Genomic DNA, 13,728 nt, shown 5'->3' with positions numbered 1-13,728 from the left:
GTCAGTCCCTCAGAACCCAGGTATCCTTCACTCCGCCACCCTGGCTGGAGTTGACCACGAGCGAACCCTCGCGCAGCGCCACGCGGGTGAGCCCGCCCGGCACGAGGCGGATCTGCTGACCCACCAGGCAGAAGGGCCGGAAATCGACATGCCGGCCGGCGAGCTCGGCCCCGCCCAGCGTGGGGGCGGTGGAGAGGTCGAGCGTCGGCTGGGCGATGAAATCCTCCGGGTCGGCGATGATGCGCTTCGCGTAGGCCTCCTGCTCCTCCTTCGTCGATTTCGGCCCGATGAGCATGCCGTAGCCGCCCGAGCCGTGCACCTCCTTGACCACCAGCTCGTCGAGATGCTCCAGCACATAGGCGCACTCGTCGCGGTTGGCGCATTTGTAGGTGGGGATGTTCTCCAGGATCGGCGTCTCGCCGAGGTAGAAGCGGATCATCTCCGGCACGTAGGTGTAGATCGCCTTGTCATCCGCCACGCCCGCGCCCGGGGCCGAGCACAGGGTGACACCGCCGGCGCGGTAGACGTCGAAGATGCCGGCGATGCCCAGCATCGAGTCGGGGCGGAAGTTCAGCGGGTCGAGGAAATCATCGTCGATGCGCCGGTAGATCACGTCCACCCGCTGCGGCCCGAGGGTGGTGCGCATCCACACCCGCCCCTCGTCGACGAAGAGGTCCTGCGGCTCCACCAGCTCCACGCCCATCAGGTCGGCGAGGAAGGAATGCTCGTAATAGGCCGAGTTGAGCGAGCCGGGGGTGAGCACCACCACAACGGGGTCGCCGGTGCAGGCGGCGGGGGCGAGCTCCTCCAGCGTCTTGCGCAGCTGCTGGGGGTAGCTGTCCACCGGCTCCACCGCCCCGCCCGAGAACAGCTCGGGGAACATGCGCATCAGGATCTCGCGGTTCTCGAGCATGTAGCTCACGCCCGAGGGGGTGCGGCAATTGTCCTCCAGCACCTGGAAGGAGGTGCCGGCGGTGCGCACGATGTCGATGCCCACGATGTGGCTGTAGACCTTCCCCGGCGGATCGAAGCCGATCATCTGCGGCAGGAAGGCATCGTTGCGGTAGACCAGATCGGCCGGGATGATGCCGGCGCGGATGATCTCGGCGCGGTGGTAGACGTCGTAGAGGAAGGCATTGAGCGCCTGGGCGCGCTGGCGGATGCCCCGGTCGAGCTGGCGCCATTCCAGCGCCGAGAACACCCGCGGGATGAGGTCGAAGGGGATGAGACGCTCCGGGTCACCGCCCTCGCCGTAGACCGCGAAGGTGATGCCGATGCGGCGGAAGATCGCCTCCGCCTCCTCGCTGCGCTTGCGCAGGGTCTCGAAACCGCTTTCCTCGATCCACCTGACGATCTGCTCGTAGGGCGGCCGTGTCGCGCCCGTGTCGGAAGCCATTTCGTAGAATGTCACTCTCGGACCACCCTGTTTTTTCCCTTGTGGTTAAGGCGAGTGTGCACCGCGCCATGCAGCCTGCGCAAGCCCGTTGGCTGCCGCTTGTGCGGGCAGCGCTGCCCGCCGGTTAACCAAATCTCAGGAATTAAAGTGCAATTAACTCTTTGTTGACTAAAATGGGCCAGGCGAGGTGAAGAGCTTCAGAAGAAGTGTCCACAGGGTGCCCTGCGCCGCCTTCACCACCCCCCGTGTCCCCGACCGGTACGAGCAGGTTTCATGGCAATCAGACGCGCATCGCTGGACAATCACGGCGCAGAGGCCGACGGCACGAGCACCCGTGCCGCGATCTCGGGCGACGGCCGCTTCATCGCCTTCACTTCCTACGCCGACACACTGGTGCCGGGCGACGACGAGGGCCAGCTCGACATCTTCGTGCGCGACATGGCCCGCGGCGAGACCCGGCGCCTCACCGAGCTGCGCACCGGCACGGGCGCGAACGGCGACTCCGGCGCGGCGGAGCTCTCGGCCAACGGCCGCTTCGCCGTGTTCCAGACCGAGGCGACCAACCTCGCCGCGCGGGACGGCAACGGCGCCTCCGACATCTTCCTCGCCGATCTCGCCCGCGGCAGCCTCGTGCGCCTGTCCGAGACCGCGGCCGGCGTGGCGCTGAACGGCGCGAGCTTCGCGCCGGTGATCTCGGGCAATGGCAACACCGTGGTGTTCCGCACCACCGCCACCGACATCACCGGCCGCAACGGCCTCACCGATCTCGTGGCCTGGGATGCCACCACCGACACGCTGCGCCGCATCGACACCGTGCAGTCGCTCCCCGGCCATGAAAGCGCGCGCGCCTACGAGGCGCTGTCGCACAACGGCCGCTTCCTCGCCTACACCGACGAGACCTTCGTGCGCGACGACGATGTCTTCGTGCCCATCCTGCAGCTCCGCGTGCTCGACCTCGCCACCGGGCGCAACCGGCTGGTGAGCGCCACGGAGGCGGGCGGGCCGGCGGACGGCCCCTCCTCCTCGCCCGCGCTCTCGGCCGACGGCTCGACGCTGGTGTTCCTCTCCTCCGCCTCCGACATCGCCGCCGGCGGGCCGCAGGGCAGCGGCGGGCCCGGCGATCTCTACGTCCACGACGTGGACAGCGGCCGCACCGTGGCCCTCGGGCTGGGCGACGAGGTGAGCCCGGCGGAAAACCCCTCCGTCTCGGCCGACGGGCGCTACATCGCCTTCTCCGGCAACGCGCTGGCTGGCGACGACGACGAGACCTACGACATCTACGTGCATGACCGGATGAGCGGCGAGACCGCGATGGTCGACCTCTCGGCCGCCGGCCTGAGCGGCGACGAGGCCGCCGCCCTGCCCCGCATCTCCGCCGACGGGCGCTGGATCGCCTTCGATTCCTGGGCGACCAACCTCACGGGCGACGACACGAACGGCCGCAAGGATGTGTTCCTCGCCGCCAACCCGCTGGCCGACCCCGACGCCCCCCTCTACGGCACCGCCGGCAACGACCGCCTGCTGGGCAGCGACGGCGCCGACGAGATGAGCGGCCTCGCCGGCAACGACCTCCTGCTGGGCGGCGCGGGCAACGACATGCTCTGCGGCCAGGCCGGGCAGGACCGCATCCTGGGCGGCGACGGCGACGACCTGCTCTCCGGCGGCGCGGGGGACGACCGCATCTACGGCAACGACGGCATCGACCGCCTCGTGGGCGGCCTGGGCGCCGACGTGCTGGGCGGCGGCGGGGGCGCCGACCGTTTCATCTACCGCGACACCGTCGAGAGCACGGCCGACGCCCCCGACCTCGTGCGCGACTTCCGCCGGGGCGAGGACGTCTTCGACTTCCAGCGCCTCGACGCGGTGGCAGGCGGCGGCCAGGACGATTTCACCTGGATCGGCGGCGCGGCCTTCTCCGGCACCGCCGGTGAGCTGCACGCGGTGAACGATGGCAGCGAAAAGCGCATCGAGGCCGATCTCGACGGCGACGGCATCGCCGATTTCGCCATCCGCATCGAGGGCGGGGCGGGCATGCTCTTCACCGGCGACGATTTCATCTTCTGATCCCCCCGGGCCGGGCGCGCACGCAGCGCGCCGGGGGGCCGCACGCGACAGCTGCTCACGAGGGCCGGTCAGGGGTGCCGATCACGGGCGCCGATCACGGGCGCCGAACACGGGGGGGGGCCGGCCGGAGCCGAGAGCCCCCGCGCCGCCCCTTCGCCCGCCGGACAGGGGGCGCCGGCACCCGTCTGGGTGACACCCGCCCCCCCTCGATTGCCCAAGGCGCACGGCAGGCCGCCGGGCGCCACGCGCGCCCCACGGTGACCCGAGGGCACGGCAGGCCCGCCGGGCAGGCCCACCGGCGCGGGGGCCTCACCCCGGGCGACGGGGCCCCCTCAGCTCTTCGGCATGGCGAAATGCGCCGCGAGGCGGGTCTGGGCGGCGAGGCGGATGGGGGCATTCGGGGCGCCGAAGCCGGTGTAGCCCTCGCGCTCCACCACCTCGAAGAAGAACCGGTCGGCGAAGACGCCGGTGTAGACCTGGAAGTAGCGGCCGCCCTCGTCCTCGTCGTAGAGCACGTTGTGGCGGCGCAGGCGGTCGGCGAGCTCGGGGTCGAGGTCGAAGCGCGCCTCGAGATCGTCGTAGTAGTTCTCCGGGATCGGCAGCAGCGCCACGCCCGCGGCCTCGAAGGCGGCGACGGCGGCGAAGATGTCGTCGGTCGCGAAGGCGAGATGCTGCACCCCGGCGCCGAAGTATTCCGACATGAAGCGCGCCGCCATGGTGCGGGTCGATTGCGAGGAGTTGAGGCAGATGCGCACCGCGCGGGCCTCGTCCTGCACCGCCATGCTCTCCACCACCCCCGCGGGGTCGACCACGTCCACCTGCGGGGTGGTCTCGAAGTCGAACAGCGAGAGGTAGTAGAGCCGCCAGCTCAGCATCTCCTCCGGCGGCATGGACTGGGCGACATGGTCGATGCCGGTGAGCGGGCCCGGCGGCACCTCGGCCAGCGGCTCGAACTCGATCTCCCACACCCGGGCGAGGTCGCTCTGCCCGTCCACGAAATAGTTGAGCGCGCCGCCGAGGCCCCGGATGGCGGGGATCTCCAGCTCCCCCGGCCCCACCGGCTGGCGGAAGGTGCGCATGCGCAGCGCCTCCGCCCGGTCGAGCGCGCGGGCGGCATCGTCTACCCGCAGGCCCAGCGCCACCACCGAGGGCCCGTGCACCACGTGGTGCGAGTTGGCGAACCCCTCGGCGTCGGTGTTGAGCACCAGGTTGATCGCCCCCTGAGCCCAGCGCTGCACCTGCTTGGAGCGGTGCCGGCCGACATGGGCGAAACCGAGCGTGCGGAACAGGGCGCCGAGCCGCTGCGCCCCCTCCTCGTCCACGGCGAATTCCACCCATTCCACCCGCTCCGGCTTCACCCGGGGCGGCATGTTGCGCCGCGCTTCGGTGAGCCAGATCAGCGAGCGCTCGCCATCCTCGGCGATGCGCCGGGGCGAGGCCATGCGGAAGCGGTCGTTGAAGATCTCGTGCGAGAGCCAGCCGTCGTAGCCGGTGGCGTCGAGCGCCTCCATGAAGCTCGCGATCGGCAGGTCGCCCTGGCCGGGGAAGTTGCGGAAATGGCGCGACCATTGCAGCAGGTCCATGTCGAGCCGCGGCGCGTCGGCGAGCTGGACGAAGGTGATCCGGTCGGCCGGGATGGCGCGGATCGCGTCGACCGGGTGGCCGCGCGAGAGGATGTGCCAGCTGTCGAGGATGATGCCGAGGCGGGCGTGGTCGGCCCGGCGCACGATCTCCCAGGCGTCGCGGTAGTCCGACACATGCCGGCCCCAGGCCAGCGCCTCGAAGCCGATGTTCACGTCGAAGCCTTCGGCGATACGGGCCATCTCGCGCAGGTCGTCCGCCGCGCGGTCGATGCCGCCGAGGCTGCGCGGCGAGCAGTTGGAGCACACGAGGATGTTTGCCGTGCCGAGCTCGTTCATCAGCGCGAACTTGCGCCGCGCGCGCTCCATGTTGCGGGCGCGCTGCGGCTCGGGCATGCCCTCGAAGTCGCGGAAGGGCTGGAAGGCGACGATCTCGAGCCCGAGGTCGCGCACCATCGCGCCCACCTCGGCCGGCGGGCCGTCATGGGCGAGGATGTCGGCCTCGAAGATCTCGACCCCCTCGAAGCCCGCCTCGGCGATGGCGGCGAGCTTTTCGCGCAGGGTGCCGCCCAGCGAGACGGTGGCGATGGATGTGCGCATCTCAACCCTCCTTCAGCGCGGCGCGGAGCGCGGCTTCGTCTACCGGCCTGCCGTGGAAGATCTCCACCGCGTGCAGGCCCTGGTAGAAGAAGAGCTCGTAACCCGACAGGATCGCAAGCCCCTCCGCCTCCGCATCGGCGAGGAAGGGCGTGACGAGCGGGGTGTAGACCGCGTCGAACACCCAGTCCGCCCCCTTCATCAGCGGGCGCTCCAGCGGCGTGCCGCCATAGCCCACCATGCCCACCGGCGTGCAGTTCACCAGCCCCGAGGCCCCGGCCGAGCCCTCGGCGGCATTGCCGGTGACATGCACCTCCAGCCCGGGTGCTGCGGCGCGCAGGGCGGTGGCCAGCGCCTCGGCCTTGGGCAGGTCGCGCTCCACCAGCGTGAGCCGGGTGAGGCCGAGGTCGATCAGCCCGAAGGCCACCGCCTTGCCCACGCCGCCCGCGCCGATCATGCACACCGGGCCGGGCGCGCGCTCACCGAAGGCGTTGCGGAAGCCGGCGATGAAGCCGGTGAAATCGGTGTTGTAGCCCTTCGGGCCATCGGGCGTGAACGCCACCGTGTTCACCGCGCCGATGCGCGCCACGCGGGGGTCGGGCACCTCGAGCAGCGCGGTCACCTTCTCCTTGTAGGGATAGGTGATGTTGAGCCCGCCGTAGCCCTCGGCACGGACCTTTTCGAAGATCCCGGGCATGGAGAGCTCCATCTCCTTGGGCACGAGGCGCAGGTAGCGGGTCTCGCGGCCCATGATGCGCCCGGCCAGCTCGTGCAGGCGCGGGGCGGAGGAGGCGGCGATATTGTCGCCGATCAGGCCCAGTTTCAGCAGGTCGGACATGGGATCAGGCCTTTCCGAGGGAGCGGCGGAGCATGCGCCAGGCCGGCGTCTGCCCCAGCAGGATGAGGATCACGGCGAGGGTGAGGAGGAGCGAGAGCGGTGAGGAGACGAGGCCGGACAGGAAGCGCGGGATGCTCTCCTGGTCGGAGATGATCGCCCGGCGCCAGTTCTCGTCCATCAGCCGCGAGAGGATGACGCCGAGGATGACCGGCCCCACCTGGTAGCCGTAGCATTTCATGAAATAGCCCAGCACGCCGAAGCCCAGCATCCACCACACGTCGGTCACCGAGTTGTTGATGGCATAGGCGCCCACCACCGAGAGCAGCAGGATGAGCGGGATCAGCACGCCCTTGGGGCATTCCACGATCTTCGTGAACACCCGGATGCCGGTGAGGCCGAAGATCAGCACGAAGATGTTGGCCAGCACCAGGTTGCCCACGGTGAACCAGAACATGTCGGGCTTCTCGACAATCAGCATCGGCCCGGGGTTGAGCCCGTGGATGTAGAGCGCGCCGAGGATCACGGCGGTCACCGCGTCGCCCGGAATGCCCAGCGTGAGCATGGGGATGTAGGCCCCGCCCACTGCGGCGTTGTTGGCGCTCTCGGGGGCCACGAGCCCTTCCTTCGCGCCCTCGCCGAAGGGCACCTCGGGGTTGCGCGTCACGCGCTTGGCGTGGTCGTAGGCCATCAGGGCCGCGATGTCGCCGCCGGTGCCGGGCAGCGCGCCGATGATCACGCCGATGAAGGAGGTCTGCAGGCTCAGCGGCAGGTATTTCTTCAGGTCGCGCATCGAGGGGATGATGCGGTCGATCTTCTGCTTCACCGCCGCCTTGTCGATGTGCTGGAGCTGGTGCAGCGCCTCGGACACGCCGAAGAGCCCGATCATCACCGCGATGGGCGAAATGCCGTTCCACAGCTCCACCACGCCGAAGGTGAAGCGCTCCTCCGCCGTCAGCGGGTCGAGCCCCACGGTGCCGATGAGCATGCCGAAGGCGCCCGCCATCACCCCCTTGGCGAGGCTCTCGCCCGAGAGCGAACCCACGAGCAGGATGCCGATGACCGCGAGCAGCATGTAGTCGCGCGGCTGGAAGGTGAGGGCGAACTCGCTCACCGTGGGGGCCGCGACCGCGAGCACGAGGATGCCCACGAAGCCGCCCACCACCGACATCACGGTGGAGAGGCCGATGGCCTCGCCCGCCTCGCCCTTCTTCGCCAGCGGGTAGCCGTCGAGTGCCGTGGCGATGGCCGAGGGCGCGCCGGGGATGTTGAGCAGGATCGCGGTGCGCGAGCCGCCGTAGACCCCGCCCATGAAGATGCCCACCATCAGCGAGAGCGCCGGGTTCACGTCCCATGAGAAGGTGAAGGAGATCAGGATCGACACCGCCATGGTGACCGAGAGACCCGGGATGGCGCCGATGTAGACCCCCAGCAGCGTGCCCAGCGCGGTGAGCGCCAGCAGCTCGGGGTCGATCCAGGAGGAAAACAGGTAGGAGAGCGCCTCGGTCATTCCGGCGCCTCCGCGGAGAAGGCCGCGCGGATGTCGGAGAGGATCTGCTGCTCGGGCACCACGCCCTCGGGCAGCACCACCTGAAACACCAGCCGGAACACCACGTAGACCACGATGAGCGACAGCAGCGCCACGCCCGCCACCCGCGCCGGCCCGCGCTTCCACAGGTAGCCCATGGCGGCGAGCAGGAAGAGTGCGGCGGTGATCAGGAAGCCCGCCCGCTCCAGCAACAGCGCGAAGCCCAGGATGAGCAGGATGAACACCACCACCCGGGCGGTGAGGATGCCGGCGAAGAAGCCGCCTTGCTCGCGCCCCGCGGCGAGGGTGCGCGCGAGGTTCACCGCGGCGGCGAGGCTCATCACCAGCGCCGCGGCCATCGGGAAGGCGCCGGGCGAGCTCAGCGCCGCGAAGCCGGAGATCTCGTAGGCCTGCCAGAGCAGGAACAGGCTCAGCGCCAGCATCAGCACGGCGAAGACCGTCTCTCCGGCGCGCTTGTCATGGGATGTGTGCATGGGGGAACTCCCGTCAGGCAGACTGGGGGCGGAGGCACGCCTCCGGGGCGGGCCGCCCGCGCGCGGCGGGCGGCCGGGGTTCACGCGGGCCTCAGGGCCGCGGGATGCCCAGTTCCTCGGGCGAGACCTTGGCCACGCCCGCGTCCTGCAGCAGCCAGGCGGTGACCGACTGCCAGCGGGTGAGGAAGCTCTGCGCCTCCTCGCCGGAGATGTTCATCACCGCATAGCCGCGGCCTTCCATCAGCTTCTGGAACTCCTCGCTCTGCGCGCCGGCGGCATAGGCCTCGGTGAGCTTGGCCAGCGCCTCCTCCGGGGTGCCCTTCTTCACGAAGACCCCGAAGAACGGGCCCCAGGGCAGGTAGTCGTTGAACTCGGGATGGGTGTCGGTGATGGGCGCCACGTCGGGCAGCGCGTCGTTCGCCGTCACGTCCATCAGGGCGAGCACCTTCATGCGGCCGGCCTTCACCTGCTCCACCGCGGCGCCCAGCACGGCCGGCATCACGTCGATGGCGCTGCCCTGCAGCGCGGTGAGGGCCGGGCCGTCGCCGTCATAGGGCACCTCGGTCACCGGCAGGTCGGTCTTGGCCTTGATCATCGCGGTGATGGTGGAGGCGAGGCCGCCGGGGCCGGTGGAGCCCACCTTCACCTCGTTCGGGTGCTCCTGGGCATAGGCCACGAACTCGTCGAACGTATCGAACGGCGCGTCGGGGCGGGCCACGATCAGCGGCACGCCGCGGGCCAGCAGGCTCACCGGCACGAAGTCGGAATAGTCGATGTCCGACAGCCCCATCACCTTGTAGAGCAGCGGGTTTTCCGCGCCCATCAGCAGGGTGTAGCCATCGGCCTTCTGGGCATAGGTGAACTTGGTGGCGATGGCGCCCACGCCGCCGGTGCGGTTGGTCATCACCACGTCGGCGCCCAGCACCTCCTCGGCATGGGGCGTGACCGAGCGCATCACCGTGTCGGTGGAGCCGCCGGCCCCCCACTGGATGATGCCCTGCAGGTCGCGTTCGGGGAAATCGGCCATGGCAGGCCCGGCGCCGAGCGCCAGCACGCAGACCGCGGAACGAAGCAGCGTTTTCATGAAGTCTCTCCCATCCGGTGCTGTCGGGCACCGTCGCGCCGCCGGATGCCTTGCGCCGCGGCGCCGCGCGGCACCGGTGCGGGGGCAGCCCCGGCAGCTTGTTGTTTGCGGATGACGGATCATCCTCCCTTGCGCACGCCCGCTCGGGGCGTCTTGCGCGCTCAGGGATAGCGGGGGATGGGGATTAACGTCAAATATCTATGTGTTCGTCATCGGAACATGATGTTAATCCGACGCACCCGCCCGCTGCGCCTCCCACGGGCGGTTTCGCGTGGCATGGGCGAGCACCTGGCGCAGCTGCTGGATGGTCTCGTCGGCGTAGCTCGAGAGCGCCCGGCCCTTCTTCACCGCGGCATAGGTCTCGATGCCGGTGTTCTCGCGCAGCGCCACGCGGGTGAGGCCGGGCATGTACTGGCCGGCCACGGAGAACTCGTCGATCACCGTCACCCCCAGCCCGTGGCGCACCAGGCTCACCACGGTCTGGGCGAAGCGGGCGCGGATCACCTGGTTGAGCTGCAGCCCCGCCTCGAGGAAGGGCCGGGCCACGATGGCGCCGTAGGGATCGACCGGGTCCACCCCGATGATCGGCTCGTGCACCAGGTCATGCACCGAGATCTCGCGCCGCGTGGCCAGAGGGTGGCCCTGGGGCAGCAGCGCCACCAGCCCGCCCGAGCCCAGGGGGATGAACTCCAGCAGCGGGTGATCGAAGGCATAGGACATCGCCACCAGCTCGCCCCGCTCCAGCAGCAGGTAGTCCACCGTCTCCTCGATCTTGAGGATGTTGAGGTCGATGAACAGCTCCGGGTAGCTGCGCCTGAGCCCCACCACCGCCCGCGACACCATGAACTGCGCGATGGAGGGCACCGAGCCGAAGGCCAGCTCCGCCCCCCGGCCCTTGCGCAGGTTGTCGAGCGCGAAGTCGAGCCCCTCCACCTTCAGGTAGACCTCGTGGATCTGGTCGAACACCAGCTTCGCCTCGGCCGCCGGCACGAAGAGCCCGGCCTGTTTCTCGAACAGCCGGATGCCCAGCCCCGCCTCGATGTGCTTGACCAGCCGGCTGATGCCCGGAGCGGAGACGTTGAGCAGCTTCGCGGCCCCCGCGATGGTGCCGGTGAGCATCACGGCGCGGATCGCCTCGATCTGGCGCAGGGTGAGGGTTTTCATGCCCCGAGCATGCGGGGCCGTCGGCCGGCCCGCAAGCGGCTTCGCACGCCGGCCCGTGCCCGGCTCAGCGGGTGAAATCCTCCACGTAGCGGCGCAGGATGGCGGCGAAATCGGGGTAGCTGCGCTGGGTATCCAGCGCGGCGCGTTGCTCCACCTGGTCGATGTGGTGCTCCATGCGCGCCATGCACAGCGTGGCGTCCTGGGCGCGCAGGGCGTCGTAGATGCCGCGATGCTCGCGCAGCGACAGCTCGGCCGACCAGGGCCGCGCGAAGAGCGACAGGATGAAGCTGCAGCGCGATACCGTCTCGCGCATGTAGCGCACCATCACCGGCGCGCTGCACAGCTCCGCAAGCAGGATGTGGAACTCCCCCGACACCCGGATGGCCTGGCCGTCGCCGAACAGCCGCGCGCGCTCCTGCCGGCGCAGGTGCGCCTCTATCGCGTCGAGGTGATCGGCCGACAGGCGCCGGATCAGCCGGCGTACCACGTCCGCCTCCAGGCAGCGGCGCATCTCGAAGAGCTGCCGCGCATCGCCCAGCGCCGGGCTGGCGACATGGATGCGCAGGTCGGCGAGCCGCACCTCGGCCAACCCCTCGTCGACCAGCTCCAGCAGCGCGGCATGCACGCGCTCCTCCCCCACGCCGAACTCCTCGCCGATGACGTCGGGAGCGAGCTGCGCACCCGGCATCACCATCTGCTCGATGACCGCGCGGCGCAGCGCAACGAAGACGGCGTCCTTCCGGCTGTCGGATGCTGGCACCCTGGGGTCCTCCGGTTGTCGAAGCCCTGTCCAGCCTGCCGCCTGGCCCTGGGGTTGTCAATTTTTTGGTTGTGCAACTTGACGTTGCAGCCCGCCAGCCCTCCCCCTTGCGCCCGGCTCCCGCCGCGCAGATGATGCCGCCGAGACGACGGGCGGGAGGATCGGGCGATGTGCGGATTGTGTGAGGATGCCGGGCTGCTGGACACCCTGCGCCGCGGCGGCATGGTGGACGGGCCGGCGCTGCGCGACCTGCTCGACCGCCTGGCCCCGGGCCCCTGCGCCGCGGCCCTGCCCGAGGCTGCCCCGGCCCAGCCGGGGCAGGACACTCCCGCGGCCCGGCCGGGGTGCGAGGCCCCGCCGCTCAGCCGGGGCTGAGCGCGCGGCGCAGCCGCTCGGGCATGGGGGCGGACACCAGCCGGCCATCGGGCGCGGTGGCGCACCACACCCGGGTCTGCGCCGCCTGCACCGCCAGCCCCGAGGGGCCGCGCAGCTCATGGCGCAGCTCGAGGCTGGATCGGCCGAGCCGCGTCACCCCGCTCGCCACCTCCACCTCGTCGCCATGGCGCACCTGGGCGGTGAAACGGCCCGAGAGGTCGACCACCGGGATGCCGCCATACCCGAGCTCGGCCCGCCAGGCGCGCTCGCGCAGGCCCAGCGCCGCCTCGATCAGCAGCACGCAGTTCCAGTCGAAGAACTCGAAGTAGCGCGGGTGGAAGACGATGCCGGCGGGGTCGCAATGCCCCCATTCCACGGTGAGACGGCGGCGGAACACGTAGCTCGCGCCCGCCAGCGAGGACGGCTCGCCGCTCATGCGCGCGCCCCCTGCCTGCGGCTGCGACGGGGGGCAAGGCTCTGGTCTGACATGCGTATCTGTCCGGAAGGGAGGCGCCGCCGGGGGGCGGCAGGAAAGGGGTGACGCCGAGGGCTCCGCGATCAGGGTTTCACGATCAGCTCGCGCGGGCGATTGCACAGGGTCTCGGCCGGGCCGGACTCGCGGATGAGGATGGTCTCGGTGGTCTCGTAGCCCCAGTCGTCCATCCACAGGCCGGGCATGAAGTGGAAGGTCATGCCGGGGGCGAGCACCGTGGTGTCCTCCTCGCGCAGCGAGATGGTGCGCTCGCCCCAGTCCGGCGGATAGGAGAGGCCGATGGCGTAGCCGCAGCGCCCGCTGCGCGCGATGCCGGCCCGGGCGAGCGCGCCGTGCAGGGCGCGGGCGATGTCGCCCGCCGTGGCGCCGGGGCGCGCCACCTCCAGCCCCGCCGCGATGCCCTCGGACACCGCCGCCGCCGCGTCGCGCAGCGCCTGCGGCGGCCGGCCGAGGAACACCGTGCGGCAGAAGGGCGCGTGGTAGCGGCGGTAGCAGCCGGAGAGCTCGAAGAAGGTCGCCTCGCCGGCGCGGAACACCCGGTCGTCCCAGGTGAGATGCGGGGCGGCGGCGTCGGCCCCCGAGGGCAGCATGGGCACGATGGCCGGGTAGTCTCCCCAGTGGCCATCCGCCCCGCGCACCGCCTCGGCCTGGATCTCGGCCACGAGGTCGGACTTGCGCAGCCCCGGCTCGGTGCGCGCCGCCACGAGGTCGACCAGCCGCTCCGAGATCGCCGCCGCCCGGCGCATGAAGGTGAGCTCCTCGGCCGATTTCACCGCCCGCTGCCAGTTCACCAGCGCCGTGGCGTCCTCCAGGGTGGCCTCCGGCAGCTCGGCCAGCAGCGTGGTGTAGGCCTTGGCGGAGAAGTAGTAGTTCTCCATCTCCACCCCGATGCGGCCGCGCGCCAGCCCCTTCTCGCGCAGCAGCGCGGCGAGGGTCTGCATCGGGTGGCGCTCGGTCGACTGCACGTAATCGTCGGAGTAGGAGCGGATGCTCTCCCCGGCCATCCACACGGTGCGGCGGGCGCCGTTCGCGTCCATCCGCCTTCCCCACCACAGCGGCTCGGCGCCGTCGGCGGTCACCACCACGCCCTGGTGCACGTAGAAGGACCAGCCGTCGTAGCCGGTGAGCCAGGCCATGTTGGACGGGTCCTCGACGAAAAGCGCGTCGAGGCCGCGCTCCGCCATGGCGGTGAGGGTCAGGCCCAGGCGGCGGTCGTACTCGGCGCGGGAAAACGGCAGGCGGTCGGCGGCGGATGCGGGCATGCGGGCTCTCCTCGGGCGGCGCCGACCCATGCCGGCGCCTGCCCCGGACTATCGGAAGCCGGGGGGCGCCGCGTCAATCCCCGCGTCCGGCAGATC

12 protein-coding genes are annotated in these 13,728 nt (G+C 70.7%); 2 read left to right on the top strand and 10 right to left on the bottom strand.

Translation table 11 applies throughout. The annotated features are described in order from the left end of the window. Position 1: 1 nt before the first annotated feature. A complete protein-coding gene (locus D3P35_RS12530; protein ID WP_198670611.1) occupies positions 2-1,396 on the bottom strand; it encodes a circularly permuted type 2 ATP-grasp protein in 1,395 nt (464 codons plus the stop codon). 273 nt (positions 1,397-1,669) lie between these two features. Here D3P35_RS12530 and D3P35_RS12525 point away from each other — a divergent pair, with 273 nt between their 5' ends. Next, positions 1,670-3,460, top strand: coding sequence for a M10 family metallopeptidase C-terminal domain-containing protein (locus D3P35_RS12525; RefSeq protein ID WP_118135078.1), 1,791 nt, complete (start codon positions 1,670-1,672; stop codon positions 3,458-3,460). Between the two features lie 332 nt (positions 3,461-3,792). Here D3P35_RS12525 and D3P35_RS12520 read toward each other — a convergent pair whose 3' ends face one another. The 7 genes from D3P35_RS12520 to D3P35_RS12490 all read right to left on the bottom strand — a co-directional run bounded on the left by D3P35_RS12520 (position 3,793) and on the right by D3P35_RS12490 (position 11,502). Beyond that, positions 3,793-5,640, bottom strand: a complete 1,848-nt coding sequence (locus D3P35_RS12520) for a bifunctional sugar phosphate isomerase/epimerase/4-hydroxyphenylpyruvate dioxygenase family protein (protein WP_118135077.1) — start codon at positions 5,638-5,640, stop codon at positions 3,793-3,795. Between the two features lies 1 nt (position 5,641). Further along, positions 5,642-6,475: a shikimate dehydrogenase gene (locus tag D3P35_RS12515; RefSeq protein WP_118135076.1), complete on the bottom strand. Its 834-nt coding sequence runs from the start codon at positions 6,473-6,475 to the stop codon at positions 5,642-5,644. A gap of 4 nt (positions 6,476-6,479) precedes the next feature. Then, positions 6,480-7,982, bottom strand: coding sequence for a tripartite tricarboxylate transporter permease (locus D3P35_RS12510; RefSeq protein WP_118135075.1), 1,503 nt, complete (start codon positions 7,980-7,982; stop codon positions 6,480-6,482). Continuing rightward, positions 7,979-8,494: a tripartite tricarboxylate transporter TctB family protein gene (locus tag D3P35_RS12505; RefSeq protein ID WP_118135074.1), complete on the bottom strand. Its 516-nt coding sequence runs from the start codon at positions 8,492-8,494 to the stop codon at positions 7,979-7,981. Before D3P35_RS12505 ends, D3P35_RS12510 begins: the two co-directional genes overlap by 4 nt. A 91-nt stretch (positions 8,495-8,585) precedes the next feature. Beyond that, a complete protein-coding gene (locus tag D3P35_RS12500; RefSeq protein WP_118135073.1) occupies positions 8,586-9,578 on the bottom strand; it encodes a tripartite tricarboxylate transporter substrate binding protein in 993 nt (330 codons plus the stop codon). 225 nt (positions 9,579-9,803) lie between these two features. Further along, positions 9,804-10,742: a LysR family transcriptional regulator gene (locus D3P35_RS12495; RefSeq protein ID WP_118135072.1), complete on the bottom strand. Its 939-nt coding sequence runs from the start codon at positions 10,740-10,742 to the stop codon at positions 9,804-9,806. Between the two features lie 64 nt (positions 10,743-10,806). Further along, complete coding sequence (locus D3P35_RS12490) at positions 10,807-11,502, bottom strand: GntR family transcriptional regulator (RefSeq protein ID WP_118135071.1); 696 nt, start codon at positions 11,500-11,502, stop codon at positions 10,807-10,809. A gap of 168 nt (positions 11,503-11,670) precedes the next feature. Here D3P35_RS12490 and D3P35_RS26165 point away from each other — a divergent pair, with 168 nt between their 5' ends. Beyond that, entirely contained in the window at positions 11,671-11,877 is a 207-nt protein-coding gene (locus D3P35_RS26165) for a hypothetical protein (protein ID WP_157982128.1), read from the top strand. Here the strand turns inward: D3P35_RS26165 and D3P35_RS12485 are convergent. Both D3P35_RS12485 and D3P35_RS12480 read right to left on the bottom strand, forming a co-directional pair. Further along, on the bottom strand, positions 11,864-12,313 hold the full coding sequence (locus tag D3P35_RS12485; RefSeq protein ID WP_118135070.1) for a thioesterase family protein: 450 nt from the start codon (positions 12,311-12,313) through the stop codon (positions 11,864-11,866). The genes D3P35_RS26165 and D3P35_RS12485 overlap by 14 nt on opposite strands. A 122-nt stretch (positions 12,314-12,435) precedes the next feature. Continuing rightward, entirely contained in the window at positions 12,436-13,632 is a 1,197-nt protein-coding gene (locus D3P35_RS12480; RefSeq protein WP_118135069.1) for a M24 family metallopeptidase, read from the bottom strand. Positions 13,633-13,728: the final 96 nt, after the last annotated feature.

It is taken from the genome of Oceanicella sp. SM1341 (genome assembly GCF_003448965.1).
GTDB lineage: Bacteria > Pseudomonadota > Alphaproteobacteria > Rhodobacterales > Rhodobacteraceae > Paroceanicella.
The sequence above is the reverse complement of the archived record's forward strand: the minus strand, read 5'-3'. Positions and strand labels throughout refer to the sequence as shown.